The 16,931-nt window shown below is 61.1% G+C and carries 14 protein-coding genes; 6 read left to right on the forward strand and 8 right to left on the reverse strand.

The window, feature by feature from the left end:
• The first annotated feature begins 274 nt into the window (after positions 1–274).
• The 3 genes from KW838_RS22810 (at position 275) to KW838_RS22820 (ending at position 2,867) form a co-directional block, all read left to right on the forward strand.
• On the forward strand, positions 275–856 hold the full coding sequence (locus tag KW838_RS22810; RefSeq protein ID WP_007972928.1) for an alpha/beta hydrolase: 582 nt from the start codon (positions 275–277) through the stop codon (positions 854–856).
• Between the two features lie 55 nt (positions 857–911).
• Positions 912–1,832, forward strand: coding sequence for a sigma 54-interacting transcriptional regulator (locus KW838_RS22815; RefSeq protein ID WP_218503668.1), 921 nt, complete (start codon positions 912–914; stop codon positions 1,830–1,832).
• A gap of 252 nt (positions 1,833–2,084) precedes the next feature.
• Positions 2,085–2,867: a MetQ/NlpA family ABC transporter substrate-binding protein gene (locus tag KW838_RS22820; protein WP_007972924.1), complete on the forward strand. Its 783-nt coding sequence runs from the start codon at positions 2,085–2,087 to the stop codon at positions 2,865–2,867.
• 460 nt (positions 2,868–3,327) lie between these two features.
• Here KW838_RS22820 and KW838_RS22825 read toward each other — a convergent pair whose 3' ends face one another.
• Entirely contained in the window at positions 3,328–4,524 is a 1,197-nt protein-coding gene (locus tag KW838_RS22825) for an AAA family ATPase (RefSeq protein WP_218503669.1), read from the reverse strand.
• 177 nt (positions 4,525–4,701) lie between these two features.
• Between KW838_RS22825 and KW838_RS22830 the strand changes: the two genes are divergently transcribed.
• From KW838_RS22830 to KW838_RS22840, 3 genes are read left to right on the forward strand one after another with little or no spacing between them, the layout of a single operon-like run.
• Positions 4,702–5,805, forward strand: a complete 1,104-nt coding sequence (locus KW838_RS22830; RefSeq protein ID WP_102701885.1) for an efflux RND transporter periplasmic adaptor subunit — start codon at positions 4,702–4,704, stop codon at positions 5,803–5,805.
• On the forward strand, positions 5,802–6,866 hold the full coding sequence (locus KW838_RS22835; RefSeq protein ID WP_218503670.1) for an efflux RND transporter periplasmic adaptor subunit: 1,065 nt from the start codon (positions 5,802–5,804) through the stop codon (positions 6,864–6,866). The genes KW838_RS22830 and KW838_RS22835 overlap by 4 nt, the downstream gene beginning before the upstream one ends.
• Positions 6,863–9,913 (forward strand): efflux RND transporter permease subunit, encoded by a 3,051-nt coding sequence (locus KW838_RS22840; protein WP_218503671.1) that lies wholly within the window; start codon positions 6,863–6,865, stop codon positions 9,911–9,913. Before KW838_RS22835 ends, KW838_RS22840 begins: the two co-directional genes overlap by 4 nt.
• Positions 9,914–10,011: 98 nt before the next feature.
• On the opposite strand, the gene KW838_RS22845 is transcribed toward KW838_RS22840, so the two are convergent.
• The 7 genes from KW838_RS22845 to KW838_RS22875 form a co-directional block, all read right to left on the reverse strand.
• On the reverse strand, positions 10,012–10,641 hold the full coding sequence (locus KW838_RS22845) for a bifunctional 2-polyprenyl-6-hydroxyphenol methylase/3-demethylubiquinol 3-O-methyltransferase UbiG (protein ID WP_102701882.1): 630 nt from the start codon (positions 10,639–10,641) through the stop codon (positions 10,012–10,014).
• 168 nt (positions 10,642–10,809) lie between these two features.
• Positions 10,810–11,148, reverse strand: a complete 339-nt coding sequence (locus KW838_RS22850; protein ID WP_218503672.1) for a DUF6124 family protein — start codon at positions 11,146–11,148, stop codon at positions 10,810–10,812.
• A 540-nt stretch (positions 11,149–11,688) separates the two neighbouring features.
• The gene (locus tag KW838_RS22855) at positions 11,689–12,333 is read right to left on the reverse strand and encodes a methionine ABC transporter permease (protein ID WP_102701880.1); all 645 of its coding nucleotides are present in this window, start codon (positions 12,331–12,333) and stop codon (positions 11,689–11,691) included.
• Positions 12,323–13,444, reverse strand: coding sequence for a methionine ABC transporter ATP-binding protein (locus KW838_RS22860; RefSeq protein ID WP_218503673.1), 1,122 nt, complete (start codon positions 13,442–13,444; stop codon positions 12,323–12,325). The genes KW838_RS22855 and KW838_RS22860 overlap by 11 nt, the downstream gene beginning before the upstream one ends.
• A 2-nt stretch (positions 13,445–13,446) precedes the next feature.
• Positions 13,447–14,256, reverse strand: a complete 810-nt coding sequence (locus KW838_RS22865; RefSeq protein ID WP_218503674.1) for a MetQ/NlpA family ABC transporter substrate-binding protein — start codon at positions 14,254–14,256, stop codon at positions 13,447–13,449.
• A 120-nt stretch (positions 14,257–14,376) separates the two neighbouring features.
• Positions 14,377–15,729, reverse strand: a complete 1,353-nt coding sequence (locus KW838_RS22870; protein ID WP_218503675.1) for an LLM class flavin-dependent oxidoreductase — start codon at positions 15,727–15,729, stop codon at positions 14,377–14,379.
• Entirely contained in the window at positions 15,730–16,923 is a 1,194-nt protein-coding gene (locus KW838_RS22875) for an SfnB family sulfur acquisition oxidoreductase (protein WP_218503676.1), read from the reverse strand.
• Positions 16,924–16,931 lie beyond the last annotated feature (8 nt).

Below are 16,931 nucleotides of genomic sequence, written 5' to 3' on the forward strand. Positions count from 1 at the left end.
CCGGGGCCGTCTCCTTGGCAGGGTGCGGCCCCTTTTTTTGCTTCAACTTTCGCGAACACACTGTTCCCTGTGGGAGCGAGCTTGCTCGCGATGGCGGTGGATCAATCGACATCGATGGTGAATGTCCGGGCCCTATCGCGAGCAAGCTCGCTCCCACAGGTTGCATGTTTAATATTCGATATAGATCTTAATAAATAGCTTCTTATTCCTTAACGAATATAACTCTCCTCCCTATACTCGACCGGGAACAGACACGCAGCAGGAGAGCTCCCCCATGCGCAACGAATCAATTCGCTACCTGATTGTGCCGGGCTGGCAAGGATCGCCAGAAGATCATTGGCAAAGCCACTGGCAGAACAGCCTGCCGAACAGCGCACGGGTGGAGCAGGCCGACTGGCTGACGCCGCGCCGTGAAGACTGGGTCGCGGCGCTGGCCGAGGCGATTGCCGCCGACAGCACGCCGGTCATCCTGATCGCCCACAGCCTGGGTTGCATCACCGTCGCCCATTGGGCGGCCACTGCGCCTGTGCAATTCCTGCGTCAGGTGCGCGGTGCCCTGCTGGTCGCACCGGCGGATGTCGAGCGCCCGGCCTGTGCGCCGGCCTTGCGCAACTTCGCGCCGATCCCGACGGACCTGCTGCCATTTCCGAGCCAGGTTGTCAGTTCCGACAACGACAGCGCCGTCAGTGCGCCGCGAGCCCTGGAGCTGGCGCGCAACTGGGGTGCCGAGGCGGGGATTCTGGCGGGGGCGGGGCATATCAACGTGAAGTCCGGTCACCAGCGTTGGGAGCAGGGTTTTGCCTATCTCTATCGCCTGCAAAACCGCATGGAACACCACGCCCTGCGCCGCGCTTGAACACTTTCTTTATTTAACGCCCCCGTCTCCCGGCGGTTTTGGGCGGGAGTCTGCCATGAGCTTTGAAACCTTCGGTCAGCCACTGCTGACCTTTCCCGACGCCGAAAAAAGTCCCCTGAGCATCCGCGCCAAGGCGCTGGTGTTTGTCGACCCGCGTTCGCGGCAATTACGTGAAGACCTTGAGCAACTGGCCACGCGTTCAGTCTCGGTGCTGATCCGTGGCGAAACCGGCACCGGCAAGGAGTTGCTGGCCCGACATATCCACCGCGCCAGTGATCGCGGCGGGTTGTTCGTATCGGTCAACTGCGGCGCCATCAGCCCGACCTACGCCGACGCCGAGTTGTTCGGTTATGCGGCGGGCAGCTACAGCGGATCGGCGAGCAGTCGTGCCGGCTGGTTCGGTTCGGCCAACGGCGGCACGCTGTACCTGGACGAAATCGGTGACCTGCCGCTGCCGATCCAGATCAAGCTGCTCGCCGCCCTGGAAAACCACGAAGTCACCCGCGTCGGCGCGCAGCAACCGAGCCCGGTGGATGTGCGGCTGGTGGCGGCCACCAGCATCGATCTGGCCCAGGCAGTGGCCGCCGGGAAATTCCATGAGCGGCTCTATCACTACCTCAGCGAAGGCCCGCTCGAACTGCCGGCACTACGCGAGCGTACGGGGGACATTCTGCCGCTGGCCGAATACTTCCTCGGCATCTACAGCCAGCGCCTCGACCTGCCGGTGCCGCTGATCAGCGAAGCGGCGCAGCTTGTGCTGGAACGCCACAGCTGGCCGGGCAATACCCGGGAGCTGGAAAACATCATTCACTTTGCGCTGCTGGTGAGTACGGGCGACGAGATTTTGCCGGAGCATTTGAATTTGCCTGATCCGCTGACGCAGATCGACAGTCAGATCAAGCAGATTCTCGCCAATGGATCAGCCGCCGAACAAGCAGCCCTGAAAAACCTCCTGCAAGACGCCCGGCTTTTGTAGGAGCTGCCGAAGGCTGCGATCTTTTGATCCTCGCAAATTCGGGCCGCCAAAGATCAAGAGCAAAAGATCGCAGCCTGCGGCAGCTCCTACAGGGTTGTATGAACAAAATGGAATATGAAGCTGAATAAACGTTATTGTTCGGGAATAAAAAATCCCGGTATTGTCCGCTTCACGCCAGCGATAGCACTTCACTGGCACTCTCATCTTCAAGCCGTCGCCACAAGCGACTGTGATTTTCGATAAGGACACTGCATGAAAAAGGTTCTGTTGTTCACCGCACTGGCGGCTGCCCTGACCGCGGGCCTGGCCCAGGCTGGCGAAAAACTGGTGGTTGCCGCGACCCCGGTTCCACACGCCGAGATTCTCGAGCTGATCAAGCCAACCCTCGCCAAAGAAGGCGTGGACCTGGAAATCAAAGTCTTCACCGACTACGTTCAGCCGAACGTGCAGGTCGACCAGAAGCGTCTGGACGCCAACTACTTCCAGACCCTGCCGTACCTCAAGAGCTTCAACGAAGGTAAAGGCACTCACCTGGAAACCGTGATCGGTGTGCACGTCGAACCGTTCGGCGGCTACTCGAAGAAAGTCAAAACCCTGGCTGAGCTCAAAGACGGCGCGACCATTGCCATTCCGAACGAAGGCAGCAACAGCGGCCGTGCCCTGATCCTGCTGCAGAAGGCTGGCCTGATCGAGTTGAAAGACCCGAAAAACGCCCTGGCCACCCCGAAAGACATCGCCAAGAACCCGCACAACTTCAAATTCAAGGAGCTTGAGTCGGCCATGCTGCCGCGTGTGCTGGATCAGGTCGACTTGGACATGATCAACACCAACTACGCGCTGGAAGCGGGTCTGAACCCGGCTAAAGACGCGCTGGTGATCGAAGGTGCCGACTCGCCTTACGTGAACTTCCTGGTGGCCCGTCCGGACAACAAGGACAGCGTTGCCATCCAGAAACTGGCCAAGGCCCTGACCAGCCCGGAAGTGAAGGCTTTCATCGAGAAGAAGTACAGCGGCGCGGTATTGCCAGCGTTCTGATTCGCGAAGCAAACCCCTTCAAGGTTTCAAACGCCGACGGCTGATTTAGCGTCGGCGTTTTTTATTGGGCGATGAATGCGCCTTTGTGGCGAGGGAGCTTTTGTGGCGAGGGGGCTTGCCCCCGTTCGAATGCGCAGCATTCGCCCAAGGGAGCGCGGGAGATCTGTTTGGGGCCGCTTCGCAGCCCAACGGGGGCAAGCCCCCTCGCCACAAGATCAAAAGCGCTCAGGCCGGCCTGGCCTTCAACGCCCTGCGCAACGCCATCAATAATTTCAGAATGTCCTGCGGATCCAGCCGTTGTGGCGTTTTTACGTCTGCCATGTTCTCGTCCTTGTGAGATGTTGGCCGGGAGTCTGGCCAAAAGTGGTTCGTCCTTGGAGTTGTGTTTCGAAAAAAAGATCCTTCCTACGACGCAAGGGAAAATAGACGTCTTCCTTCAACCCGGCAAATCACGCGCCGTTCAATCCGGCCAATGCCATGCCGGCTCATCCAGCATGCGCTGGCCTACGATCCCGGTCTGGCCAAGATTTTTCTCCAGCACGATGCAGTTGCAGTCCGGGTCCTCCTGCAACGCCGAAATCAAGCGCCGGGCATGGGACACCACCCACACCTGGCACTGCGCCGAGGCACGGATGATCAGGCGTGCCAGCGCCGGCAGCAGATCCGGATGCAGGCTGGTTTCCGGCTCGTTCAGCACCATCAGTGTCGGCGGCCGTGGCGTCAGCAGTGCCGCGACCAGCAGCAGGTAACGCAAGGTTCCGTCCGACAGCTCGGCGGCTGAGAGCGGCCGCAACAGACCTTCCTGAAAGAACTCGATGGCGAAGCGTCCACCGGGCAGAGGGTCGATGTTCAGCCGTGCGCCGGGAAAGGCGTCGCTGATTGCCGCCCGCAAGGCGTCGGGATCACCGATTTCGATGATCGTCTGCAAGGCCGCCGCCAGATCGCGTCCGTCGTGATGCAGCACCGGCGTGCGAGTGCCCAGTTGCGGTTGACGCGCCGGGGCATCGGCATCGCTGCGAAAATGATCGTAAAAGCGCCAGCGGCGGATGAACTCGCGCATCTCCAGCACTTCCGGCGAACCGCGCAGGCGGCCGACCTGATCGAACAGGCTGTCGAACGTCGGCGTGTGCTGCGCCAGTACATCCCACTTGCGCTCGGTGCGGGCGCGGATCATCGGGCCGTCACGATCGACCAGCAGACTGGCCGGGCGGTAGAACGCGCCTGCCCACAGGCATTCGCGCTTGATCTGCGGGTCGAGGCTGAAATAGGACGGGATCGGCGTGCTGCGCCCGGGCAGCATGAAATGGCCGTTGGAATCGGGAAGGCCGAGGCTGATCGAGTAGCCGAAATCCTCTCCCGCAAACCCCAGGCGCAGGCGCTTGACGCCTTGGCGCACGGTGGGTTCGATGGCGACTTCGCCGGTGCGCATGCGCCGGGAGAGGGTTTCCGGGCCGGCCCAGAAGGTCGAATCCAGCCCGCCTTCACGGGCCAGGGCATTGACCACGCCGCCGTGGGCGGTTTCCGCCAGCAGGCGCAGCGCACGGTACAGGTTGGACTTGCCGCTGCCGTTGGGACCAGTGATCAGATTCAGTCGGCCCAGCGGGATCACCAGTTTGTTGATCGAGCGGTAGTTGGCTACCGCGAGCGTGTTGAGCATGTGGGGTCCTGTGGCGGGGTCGAGCGAGGCCCATTGTCCGGTACGGGCAGGTGTCTGGCGCAAGTGTTTTGGACGTAAGGCAGGGTGAATTTTTTCTTCATAAGACGCTCGTGCAAGGTTCCTGTCCTGTTCTAAGCTCTCTGTCGTGCTGTAAATGAAAAAGGCCAAGGAGATTGCATGGTGGTTCCCGGATTCAAAGTAGTCATGGCCTTGAGTGTCGTCACCCTGCTGACGGCTTGCGACGAGAAAAAACCCGTGCAGGAATTCCTGCCACGGGTGTTCGTGCAAGTCGTCAAGCCGGCGGACTACGCGGCCCCGGTTACCCTCACCGGCGATATTCAGGCGCGGGTACAGACGGAGCTGTCTTTCCGTGTGGGTGGCAAGATCATCCAGCGTTCGGTTGATGTCGGCGATCGAGTGACCGCCAAGCAAGTGTTGGCCCGGCTCGACCCCAAGGACTTGCAGAGCAACGTCGACTCGGCCCAGGCGCAAGTGGCCGCCGAACAGGCGCGGGTGAAGCAGAACGCGGCGGCATTCGTACGCCAGCAAAAACTCCTGCCCAAGGGTTATACCAGCCAGAGTGAATATGACTCGGCCCAGGCCGCCTTGAACAGCAGCCAGAGCGCCTTGAGCGCTGCCCAGGCGCAGTTGGCCAATGCCAAGGATCAGTTGAGCTATACGGCGCTGATCGCCGATGCGCCGGGGATCATTACCGAGCGTCAGGCGGAAGTCGGCCAGGTGGTTCAGGCGACAATGCCGATCTTCAGCCTGGCCCGTGACGGCGACCGCGATGCGGTGTTCAACGTTTATGAATCGCTGCTGGCCGAGAAGCCGAGCGATGACACCATTGTCCTGAGCCTGCTCGACAACCCGGCGATCAAAACCACCGGCACCGTGCGCGAAATCACCCCGGCGGTGTCAGCGCAATCCGGTACCGTGCAGGTCAAGGTCGGCCTCAACAGTCTGCCCGACGGCATGCAATTGGGCTCGGTGGTGAGTGCCACGGCCAGGGGGTCGGGCAAGTCGGTCATCGAGTTGCCGTGGTCGGCGCTGACCAAAAACATCAGTGAACCCGCTGTCTGGATTGTCGACGACAAGGGCAAGGCCCAGTTGCATTCGGTCACTGTCGGCCGCTACCTGACCGGCAAGGTCATCATCAGCGGCGGGTTGAAAGACGGCGACAAAGTCATCATCGCGGGTGGTCAACTCTTGCACCCCGACATGGACGTCGAGATTGCCGAAAACACTTACAAGGATCTGACGTGGGGAGCCAAGCCATGAAGCCTTTATGGGCGTTGTCCATCGGGCTGGTGCTGAGCGCCTGTTCCAAAAGCGAACCACCGCCGGAACCGGTACGGCCGGTGCTGTCGATCAAGGTCCAGACCTTGAACGAAGAGGATCTGGGCCGCTTCGCCGGCAGCATCCAGGCGCGCTATCAAAGCGATACCGGCTTCCGCGTGGGCGGGCGGATCGCCAGCCGTAACGTCGATGTCGGCACCGAGGTGGAGAAGGGGACGCTGCTCGCCACCCTCGATCCTTCCGATCAGCAGAACCAATTGCGCTCGGCCCAGGGCGACCTGGCGAAAATCCAGGCGCAACTGATCAATGCCAAGGCCAGTGCCCAGCGTCAACAGGCCCTGTTCGATCGCGGGGTCGGCGCGCAAGCGCAACTCGACGCGGCCAACACGGACCTGAAAACCACCCAGGCTTCCCTCGATCAGGCTCGGGCGGCCGTCAACCAGAGCAAAGACCAATTGGGCTACACCGAGCTGCGCGCCGACCATAAAGCCGTGGTCACCGCGTGGAGCGCCGAGGCCGGACAAGTGGTGACGGCGGGTCAACAAGTGGTGACCCTGGCCCAACCGGACATCAAGGAAGCGGTGATCGACCTGCCCGATACCCTCGTTGACCAGTTGCCCAGCGATGTGGTGTTTCAGGTCGCTGCGCAACTCGATCCGAGCATCAACACCACTGCCGTCATCCGTGAAATCGAACCCCAGGCTCAAAGCGCGACACGCACCCGTCGCGCCCGCCTGACCCTGGCCGAAACGCCACAGGGCTTCCGCTTGGGCACGGCCATCAGCGTCACCCTGAGTTCGGCGATCAAGCCGCGCATCGAGTTGCCAGTCACCGCGCTGCAGGAGGTCGATGGCAAGCCGCGCATCTGGGTGATCGATGCACAGAGTAAAACCGTCTCCCCCCGCGACATCACCGTGATCAGCCGCACCGACAGCACCGTGGTGCTGGCCGGCGGCGTGAAGAACGGCGAGCGGGTGGTCAGTGCCGGTGTCAACAGCCTCAAGCCGGGGCAGCAAGTGAAAATCGACGAGGACAGTCAATGAAAGGGCCTTTCAACCTCTCGGAATGGGCCCTCAAGCATCAGTCGTTCATCTGGTATCTGATGTTCGTCGCGTTGCTGATGGGTGTGTTCTCGTATTTCAACCTGGGGCGCGAAGAAGACCCGTCGTTCACCATCAAAACCATGGTGATCCAGAGCAAATGGCCGGGGGCGACCCAGGAGGAAACCCTCAAGCAGATCACCGATCGGATCGAAAAAAAGCTCGAAGAGCTCGACTCCCTCGACTACGTGAAAAGCTACACGCGCCCCGGCGAATCGACGGTGTACGTGTACCTGCGCGACACCACCAGTGCCAAGGACATCCCGGAAATCTGGTACCAGGTGCGCAAGAAGATCAACGACATCAGATACCAGTTCCCACAGGGCATACAGGGGCCGTCGTTCAACGATGAGTTCGGTGACGTCTTCGGGTCGATCTACGCCTTCACCGCCGACGGCCTGACCCTGCGTCAGTTGCGCGACTACGTGGAACAGGCGCGCATGGAGATTCGCGGTGTGCCGGGGCTGGGCAAGATCGAAATGGTCGGCCAACAGGACGAAGTGCTGTACTTGAACTTCTCCACGCGCAAACTCGCCGCGCTGGGCATCGATGAGCGTCAGGTGGTGCAGAGCCTGCAATCCCAGAACGCCGTGACCCCGGCGGGTGTGATCGAGGCCGGGCCGGAGCGGATTTCGGTACGCACGTCTGGGAAGTTCGCTTCGGAGAAAGACCTGGCCGAGGTCAACCTCAAGCTCAACGACCGTTACTATCGTCTGGCCGACATTGCCGAAATCCGCCGCGGCTACGTCGATCCGGCCTCGCCGGAATTCCGCTTCAACGGCAAACCGGCCATCGGCCTGGCGATTGCCATGCAAAAGGGTGGCAACGTCCAGGCGTTCGGCAAGGCCTTGCACGCCCGTATTGACGAGTTGACCGCCGACCTGCCGGTGGGCGTCGGCATTTACAACGTGTCCGACCAGGCCGTGGTGGTCGAGGAGGCCGTCGGCGGCTTTACCAGCGCGCTGTTCGAGGCGGTGGTGATCGTGCTGCTGGTCAGCTTCGTCAGCCTTGGCGTGCGCGCCGGGCTGGTGGTGGCCTGCTCGATCCCGCTGGTACTGGCGATGGTGTTTGTATTCATGGAGTACAGCGGCATCACCATGCAGCGGATTTCCCTCGGTGCACTGATCATCGCCCTCGGTCTGCTGGTGGACGATGCGATGATCACCGTAGAGATGATGGTCACGCGCCTGGAATTGGGCGAGACCAAGGAGCAGGCGGCGACCTTCGCCTACACATCCACGGCGTTCCCGATGCTCACCGGTACGCTGGTCACGGTGGCGGGCTTCGTGCCGATCGGCTTGAACGCCAGCTCGGCCGGTGAATACACCTACACCCTGTTTGCGGTGATTGCCTGCGCGATGCTGGTGTCGTGGGTGGTGGCGGTTCTGTTTGCGCCGGTGATCGGCGTGCACATTCTCAGCACCAAGGTGAAACCTCATGAAGGCGAACCCGGGCGCATCGGCAAGGCGTTCAACGGTGGGCTGCTGTGGTGCATGCGCAATCGCTGGTGGGCCATCGGCATTACGGTGCTGTGTTTTGTGCTGGCGTTGTTTTGCATGCGCTTCGTGCAGAACCAGTTCTTCCCGTCTTCGGACCGGCCGGAAATCCTGGTGGACCTGAACCTGCCGCAAAACGCCTCGATCGACGAAACCCGCCGGGCTGTCGATCGCCTCGAAGCCACGCTCAAGGACGATCCGGACATCGAGCGCTGGAGCACTTACATCGGTCAGGGTGCCATTCGTTTTTATCTGCCACTGGACCAGCAACTGCAGAACCCCTTCTACGCGCAGTTGGTGATCGTCAGCAAAGGCCACACCCGTGAGGCCATGATGCAGAAGCTTCGCGAGCGCTTGCGCAACGACTTCGTCGGTATCGGCAGTTATGTCCAGGCGCTGGAAATGGGCCCGCCGGTAGGGCGTCCGATCCAGTACCGGATCAGCGGCAAGGACATCGACCAGGTGCGCCGACATGCCATCGACCTGGCCACTGAGCTGGACAAGAACCCGCATGTTGGCGAGATCATCTACGACTGGAACGAACCGGGCAAAGTGCTGCGCATCGACATCGCCCAGGACAAGGCGCGGCAGTTGGGGCTGTCTTCCGAGGATGTGGCTAACCTGATGAACGGCATCGTCAGCGGCCAGTCGGTGACCCAGGTCGATGACGACATTTACCTGATCAACGTGGTCGGTCGTGCGGTGGATTCCGAGCGCGGAACGCCGGAAACCCTGCAGAACCTGCAAATCGTCACGCCGAACGGCACGTCGATTCCGCTGCTGGCGTTCGCCACGGTGCGCTACGAACTGGAGCAACCGCTGGTGTGGCGTCGCGATCGCCTGCCGACCATCACCATCAAGGCGGCGATCCGCGACGAGATCCAGCCGACCGACCTGGTGAAAATCCTCAAGCCGTCCATCGACGCGTTCGCAGCCAAACTGCCGGCGGGCTACAAGGTCGCCACCGGTGGTACGGTGGAGGAAAGCGGCAAGGCCCAGGGCCCGATTGCCAAGGTTGTGCCGCTGATGCTGTTCCTGATGGCGACCTTCCTGATGATCCAGCTGCACAGCGTACAGAAGCTGTTCCTGGTGGCCAGCGTCGCGCCGCTGGGGCTGATCGGCGTGGTGATTGCGCTGGTGCCGACGGGTACGCCCATGGGCTTCGTGGCGATCCTCGGGATCCTCGCGCTGATCGGTATCATCATCCGTAACTCGGTGATCCTGGTGACCCAGATCGAGGAGTACGAACTGAAGGGTTATGCGCCGTGGGATGCGGTGGTACAGGCCACAGAGCATCGACGTCGGCCGATCCTGCTGACCGCGGCGGCGGCGAGCATGGGGATGATCCCGATTGCCCGGGAAGTGTTCTGGGGGCCGATGGCCTACGCGATGATCGGCGGGATCGTCATCGCCACCTTACTGACGCTGCTGTTTTTGCCGGCGCTGTATGTGGCCTGGTACAAGATTCGCGAGCCGAAGAAAGAGGCTGTTTAAAAAGCGAGCGCTTCGCGCTCATCGCGAGCAAGCTCGCTCCCACAGGTGTACGCGGTCAACTGTGGGAGCGAGCTTGCTCGCGATGGCGTCGGGACTGACTACACAGCTTTACGCCACACACTCGCCAACCAAGGCTGCTGCTCCCGCGGCAGCCCTGCCGGCCGGTAGTAATGCTCAAGCTCCTCAAACCCCGCCTCGGTCAACAATTGCTGCCAGGCCGCCAGGTCGTGATACGACCCATAACGCGGTCCATTCCAGCCTTCCTGATTCTCGCCACGGGGATTGGAACTGAACAACACCCCGCCCGGTTTCAACGTTCCCCACAACTGCTTCAACACCCGCGGCAACTCCTGACGCGGAACATGAAACAGCACCGCGTTGGCAAAAATTCCGTCGAAGCGCTCGGCCGGCAGATCAAGCTTCAGGAAGTCTTGCTGCCATACCTCGCACCCGCTGTCCTCGCGGGCCATCTGCGCGAATTTTTCCGAACCGTCGAGGCCGACGGCCTTGTGGCCTATACGGGTGAACGCCTGCAAATCACGCCCCGGCCCGCAGCCGAAATCGAGAATGTCGAAAGGCGCATCGCCCTGAATATGCCGCAACAGGGCATCGATGTTCTGGCTGACGTCGTGATCTCGCGTCCCTTCACGGAAACTTTCGGCCACCGCGTTGTAGTGGCCCAGGGTCGTGGTGGTGATCTGTTCGAGGTCGATGGGTGTTTGTTTCATGGTCGGCTGCGCAGGCAATTTGGATTCACCGAATATACGCCATGGCGCCGGGGGCTGCTGCGCAGCCCATCGCGAGCAAGCTCGCTCCCACAGATATCCACGGTCAACTGTGGGAGCGAGCTTGCTCGCGATGGCGGTGGCATAGACAACCGATGATTAAAGTCAGACTCAGCCCTTTTTCATCCCCAAACACTCGATGGAGTGATCCACCATCGCCTTGGCAATCTCCAGCAAATGCCAGATCGAGTACACCATCGCCCGGTCGGCCCCCTTGAGCTGGTCGCCACACTGATACGCCGAGACCGAAGCACAGCGCAGCAAGTCGGCGACATAGAGCTGGGTGTCTTCGAAACTCACGTCCTTGCTGACGTTGTAGAAGCGCATTTCATCGGGTGCTGCGGGTTGCTTGCCGGTGAGGTGGAAATCGATGGCGCGGTAGAGCGCTGAGCGATCCCGGAGCGGGTCTTCGGTGGAGGTTTCGGGGGGATCGGGAACGGATTTTTCCATGAGTGTTACTCCTATTGCTGCATGGGAGCCATCACTTATCGCCTACTAAACGATTGGGTGGCGGCTGTACGCAGGTTAGTAGGCCGGTCAATAGGAAAACCGGTGCACCCGAAGGTACCCCACGCACAGCCACCATATTCTGCATGCGGCAAAATTTGCCGGACATGAGCATGGAATCGCTATGCGCCTATTGTTCCGGGCTACTAAACCCGATCACTGATGAGCAGTGACGGACCGAGACTAGCCACAGAATTTGGCAGGCGCAAGCGAGCGAAATGATCTAGGAAATGTCCTGCAAAGGAAAGGGAACGAGCCTGCAAAATCGCTGATTTCCCTGTACGAAAACTTACCTCCGAAGACCAATGATGACCTGTGGCAAGGGCGCTTTTGTGGCGAGGGGGCTTGCCCCCGTTCGACTGCGCAGCAGTCGTAAAACCAGCGGCCTCGTTTTTTCTGACACACCTTATGGAATGGTTTTAGGGCCGCTTCGCGCCCCAACGGGGGCAAGCCCCCTCGCCACAAAGAGTGTTCACAACATGCCTACCGCTTGTTGAGGCCCCGAGCCAACCGATCCCCACCCAGCTGAATCACCGCCACCAACGCCACCAGCAGCACAATCACCGTCAACATGATCTGACTATCAAACCGCTGATACCCATACCGATAGGCAATATCCCCCAATCCGCCCGCACCAATCGCCCCGGCCATGGCCGAGGAGTTGATCATCGTCACCAGGGTAATGGTGAACCCACCGACAATCCCCGGCAGTGCTTCCGGCAACAACACATGCCAGACGATGTGCCAGCGCCGGCAGCCCATGGCTTGTGCCGCTTCGATCAACCCATGATCGACCTCGCGCAAACTGACTTCGGCAATGCGCGCAAAGAACGGCGTGGCTGCGATGGTCAACGGCACCACGGCCGCCCATACGCCATATGTGGTGCCGACGATGAGCCGGGTGAACGGAATCAATGCCACCATCAAGATCAGGAAAGGAACCGAGCGAAACAGGTTCACGAACGCACCCAAAACGCGGTTCAGCGCCGGTGCTTCGTAGATACCACCCTTGGAGCTGGTGACCAGGATCACTGCCAGCGGAATGCCCGCCAACAGCGCGATCAGCGACGACACGCCGACCATCAGGAACGTGTCGATAAAGCCCTGCAGCAAGCGATCAAACCACATAACCCAGCACCTCCACCTGTTGCGCCCATTGGCCAGCGCGTTGACGCAATTCCTCGGCACCATGGGGGGAGCCCGTCACCGCCAGCAGCAGTTGCCCGAGGGCATGCCCCTGAATCCGTTCCACGCCGCCTTGCAGCAATCGCACACGGCCTCCGAGGGCGCTGAACAGTGCCGCCAAGTCCGGTTCGTCGCGTTGGCTGCCGGTGAACTGCAAGCGCAGGACCACGGCGGCATCCGGGGCGTTCGATTGCGGCTGCAGACGGCTTTGCAGCTCTTCCGGCAGTGCGTGTTGCAACGGCGCCAGCAACGTCTTGCTGACCTCATGTTGTGGATTGCCGAAGACTTCCCACACCGGGCCTTGCTCGACGATGCGCCCGTGTTCGAGGACGACTACGCGATCACAGATCTCGCGGATCACCGCCATCTCGTGGGTGATCAAAACGATGGTCAGCCCCAGGCGTTGATTGATCTCGCGCAGCAGTCCGAGGATCGATTGCGTGGTCTCCGGGTCCAGTGCCGAGGTGGCTTCGTCGCACAGCAGGATTTGCGGGTCATGCACCAGCGCCCGGGCAATGCCCACGCGCTGTTTCTGCCCACCGGACAATTGCGCCGGGTAAGCTTTGTGTTTGGCCTGCAAGCCGACCAGTTCCAGCAGCTCACGGACCTTTTGCTCGCGTTGTTCCCTGGGCACGCCGGCGACTTTCAGCGGCAACTCGACGTTCTGCCAAACGGTCTTGGCCGACATCAAATTGAAGTGCTGGAAGATCATGCCGATGCGCCGACGCAGCGCCACCAGGCGGTCTTCGTCGAATTCGCCGATGTCGACCTGATCGATCAGTACCCGACCGCTGCTCGGTTGCTCCAGGCGATTGATGGTGCGAATCAGCGACGATTTGCCGGCGCCGCTGCGGCCGATGATGCCGAACACTTCGCCGCGCTGGATCGCCAGGTCGATGCCGTGCAACGCGGCCACCGGTCCTTGCTGGCCGTTGTAGGTTTTGCCCAGGCCGATGAAGCGCACGTGGGCATGGTTGAGTTCGGGATGCAGCTCGGTGCGCTCGGCGCTTTGCGGCTCTGGATTCTCCAGTCGCCGTTGGATGGCGGCGGTCATGCTCAGCTTTCCCAACCGGCTTGGTAGAGCTTGCCGTGAGCCTTATCCAGTGCGGCGCGCACTGCGGGTGAGTGCTGGTAGATGTCGACGAACTTGATCAGTCGTGGGTCGGTTTTGCTCTTCGGCTGGATCACGAACTGAATCACGTACTCCTTGTGATCGAGGCCGTCGAACAGCAGCGCGGAGCCCGCGTCGAAGGTTTTCGACAAGCGAATGTAGGCCGGATAGCCCTGCACCAGATCGGCATCGTCATAGGCGCGTACCAGTTGCACGGCTTCGACCTGGAGGATCTTGATGTTCTTCGGGTTGGCGATGATGTCTTCTTCGGTGGCTTTGTAGCCGACACCAGGCTTGAGGGTGATCAGGCCGGCCTTGGCCAGCAGTTGCAAGCCTCGACCGCTGTTGATCGGGTCGTTGGCGATGGCCACGCTGGCGCCTTGCGGCAGTTCGTCGAAGCTTTTGTATTTCTTCGAGTAGAGGCCGACGTTGTTGATGATCCCCGGCGCGAACGGCACCAGGTCGAAACCCGAGGCGGCCTTGGCGTTTTCCAGGAACGGGATGTGCTGGAAGTAGTTCACGTCGATGTCGCCGGCGGCGAGGCTGACGTTCGGCGCGATCCAGTCGGTGAACTCCACCAGCTCGACTTTCAGGCCTTGCTTGGAAGCCTCTTCGACGGCGGCTTCAAGGGGAATGGCGAAGGCGGCGGTGGTGCCGATTTTCAGCGGCGCGTCGGCGGCGAAAACCGCAGAGCTGAACAGGCCGAGGGCCAGGGCCAGTGCTTTGACTGGGTGGGAGAGGGAGTGCTTTTTCATGGTGAGTTATCCAGTCAGTGCATTAATTTTTTGGTGTCTGGTGGGGCCTCTTCGCGAGCAAGCCCGCTCCCACATTTGGAATGCATTCCCCTGTGGGAGCGGGCTTGCTCGCGAAGCTTTTTAGCGGCGGTAAGCCGAGCCCGTATGTTGTTCAGGCAGATACGCCTCCTGCTGAAACAGCTTTTCGCGCAAGGTGCCACTGTCATAAGCCGTCTTGTACGACCCCCGCCGTTGCAACTCGGGGATCACCAACTCGATGAAATCCTCATAGCTTTCCGGGGTGACGATGCGGGTCAGGTTGAAGCCATCCAGCCCGGTTTCGGCGATCCACGATTCCAGCTCATCCGCCACTTGCTGCGGTGAGCCGACCACGGTGATGTAGCGACCGCCGAGGGCGTGTTGTTCCAGCAGTTTGCGGCGTGTCCAGTCGTTGTTTTGCAGGTGTTTGGTGGCGGACTGGATCGCGTTGCTCTTCACGTACTGGATCGGCTCGTCGATTTCATATTGGGAAAAATCGATCCCGGTGGACGCCGAAAAGTGCGCCACGCCGGCCTCGGCACTGGCGTAGCTCAGGTACTCGGCGTGCTTGGCCCAGGCCAGTTCTTCGGTGGCGCCGACGATCACATTCAGGCCCATGAACACCTTGATGTCCTCGGGATTGCGCCCGGCTTCGACGGCACTGGCACGGACCTTGTCCACCTGCGCCTTGGTCGATGGCTTGTTCTGGCCACTGATGAACACGCACTCGGCATGCCGCCCGGCGAACAGCAAGCCGCGATCCGAACTGCCGGCCTGGAACAGCACCGGTGTGCGCTGCGGCGAGGGTTCGCAGAGGTGATAACCCTCGACCTGATAGAACTCGCCCTTGTGCTCGACCTTGTGCACTTTCTCAGGCTGCGCATAGATCCGCTGCTGTGGATCGTTCAGCACCGCGCCGTTTTCCCAGCTGCCTTCCAGGAGTTTGTAGAGCACCTCCAGGTACTCGTCGGCCTGGTCGTAGCGACGGTCATGCTCGACCTGTTCGCTCAGGCCCATGGCCTTGGCGGCACTGTCGAGGTAGCCGGTGACGATGTTCCAGCCGACCCGGCCACGGCTGAGGTGATCCAGCGTCGACAGGCGTCGGGCGAACAGGTACGGCGCTTCGTAGGTGAGGTTGGCGGTCAGGCCGAAACCGAGGTTTTTCGTCACCGCGGCCATGGCCGACACCAGCAACAGCGGGTCGTTGACCGGCAGCTGGATCGACTCTTTCAACGGCACGTCCACCGAGTTCTGGTAGACGTCGTAGACCCCGACGATGTCGGCGATGAACAGGCCGTCGAACAGCCCGCGCTCGAGCAATTGCGCCAGTTCGGTCCAGTATTCGATCGTGTTGTAGCGGGTGGACGTGTCGCGCGGGTGCGTCCACAAACCGTGGTTGATGTGCCCGATGCAGTTCATGTTGAAGGCATTGAGCAGGATCTTTTTCTTGGCCATTCAGATGGTCCCCCGCAGTGGCGGGTTTTCATCGTTGAGGTAGTAGTTGCCCACGGCGTGGTACTTCCAGCGCACCGGATCGTGCAGGGTGTGCACCCGGGCATTGCGCCAGTGACGGTCGAGGCCGTGTTCGATCAAGGTCGCCTGACTGCCGGCCAGTTCGAACAGCGTGCTGCCGGTGGCCAGGGAGATTTCGGTGCTCAGGGCACGGGCTTCGGCGACGGCAATCGACGCGGCTGCGACGGTCTCGGCCTGGGTGTCGGCCTGGGCCTTGTCGAGGTATTCACCGGCACGCTCCAGCAGTGCCTCGGCAGCGTGCAGGCGAATGCTCAGGTGGCCGAAGCTCTTGAGGGTCAGCGGATCGTCCGTGGCTTTTTCGTGGGTGGCGTCGATCCACGGCCGGGTTTTCGTGCGTACGAAGTGCAGTGCATCTTCATATGCAGCGCGGGCGATGCCGGTGTCGATGGCGGCATGGAGAATCTGCGCCAGCGGGCCGACCGGGGTCGGGCGTTCGAAGGCGCTTTGAAAGGGGATGACATCTTCGGCCGCGACGTAGACATCTTCGAACACCACCGAACCGCTGCCGGTGGTGCGCTGGCCGAAGCCGCTCCAGTCGTCGATCACTGTCAGGCCTTTACTGTTGCGCGGGACGAACGCCAGTTGCTGCACGCCGTTTTCATCCACCACTGAGGTGGGAATGCGCTGGGCATAAATCGCACCCGTGGCGTAGAACTTGCGGCCATTGATGCGATAGCCGCTGCCATCGCGGGTCAGGCTGGTGATGCGATCGTGGGCGGTTTTGGTGCCGAGTTCGGCGAGAGCGTTGCCGAAGCGCTGGCCGGCCAGCACTTCGGCATAAAGACGTTTTTTCTGCTCATGATTGCCGTTCACGCGCAGCACTTCGAGGGCATAAAAATGGTTCTGCGGGATTTGCCCCAGCGAGCCGTCGGCCTGGGCGATCAGGGCGATGACCTTGGCCAGGGTGACGTTGGAAACACCGGCGCCGCCATATTCCTTGGGCACGCTGATGCCCCACAGGCCCGAGCGGGAAAACACTTCCAGTTCCGGGTGTGGCAAGCGGCGCTCGCGGTCGCGCAGGGCGCTGTCACGTTTGAAATCTTCGGCCAGATCGCTGGCGACAATCAGGGCTTGCTCATCGCTGGTGATGACCGCGACGTGTTGAGAAATGCTCATGTGCTTCT

Origin of the sequence: Pseudomonas sp. PDM27, assembly GCF_019219205.1 — a bacterium.
Lineage (GTDB): Bacteria > Pseudomonadota > Gammaproteobacteria > Pseudomonadales > Pseudomonadaceae > Aquipseudomonas > Aquipseudomonas laurylsulfatiphila.

What these genes read in the sequence shown, in the direction of transcription:
- KW838_RS22810 (WP_007972928.1), top strand. Translation starts at nt 275, where the DNA reads ATGCGCAACGAATCAATTCGCTACCTGATTGTGCCGGGCTGGCAAGGA.
- KW838_RS22815 (WP_218503668.1), top strand. Translation starts at nt 912, where the DNA reads ATGAGCTTTGAAACCTTCGGTCAGCCACTGCTGACCTTTCCCGACGCC.
- KW838_RS22820 (WP_007972924.1), top strand. Translation starts at nt 2,085, where the DNA reads ATGAAAAAGGTTCTGTTGTTCACCGCACTGGCGGCTGCCCTGACCGCG.
- KW838_RS22825 (WP_218503669.1), bottom strand. Translation starts at nt 4,524, where the DNA reads ATGCTCAACACGCTCGCGGTAGCCAACTACCGCTCGATCAACAAACTG.
- KW838_RS22830 (WP_102701885.1), top strand. Translation starts at nt 4,702, where the DNA reads ATGGTGGTTCCCGGATTCAAAGTAGTCATGGCCTTGAGTGTCGTCACC.
- KW838_RS22835 (WP_218503670.1), top strand. Translation starts at nt 5,802, where the DNA reads ATGAAGCCTTTATGGGCGTTGTCCATCGGGCTGGTGCTGAGCGCCTGT.
- KW838_RS22840 (WP_218503671.1), top strand. Translation starts at nt 6,863, where the DNA reads ATGAAAGGGCCTTTCAACCTCTCGGAATGGGCCCTCAAGCATCAGTCG.
- KW838_RS22845 (WP_102701882.1), bottom strand. Translation starts at nt 10,641, where the DNA reads ATGAAACAAACACCCATCGACCTCGAACAGATCACCACCACGACCCTG.
- KW838_RS22850 (WP_218503672.1), bottom strand. Translation starts at nt 11,148, where the DNA reads ATGGAAAAATCCGTTCCCGATCCCCCCGAAACCTCCACCGAAGACCCG.
- KW838_RS22855 (WP_102701880.1), bottom strand. Translation starts at nt 12,333, where the DNA reads ATGTGGTTTGATCGCTTGCTGCAGGGCTTTATCGACACGTTCCTGATG.
- KW838_RS22860 (WP_218503673.1), bottom strand. Translation starts at nt 13,444, where the DNA reads ATGACCGCCGCCATCCAACGGCGACTGGAGAATCCAGAGCCGCAAAGC.
- KW838_RS22865 (WP_218503674.1), bottom strand. Translation starts at nt 14,256, where the DNA reads ATGAAAAAGCACTCCCTCTCCCACCCAGTCAAAGCACTGGCCCTGGCC.
- KW838_RS22870 (WP_218503675.1), bottom strand. Translation starts at nt 15,729, where the DNA reads ATGGCCAAGAAAAAGATCCTGCTCAATGCCTTCAACATGAACTGCATC.
- KW838_RS22875 (WP_218503676.1), bottom strand. Translation starts at nt 16,923, where the DNA reads ATGAGCATTTCTCAACACGTCGCGGTCATCACCAGCGATGAGCAAGCC.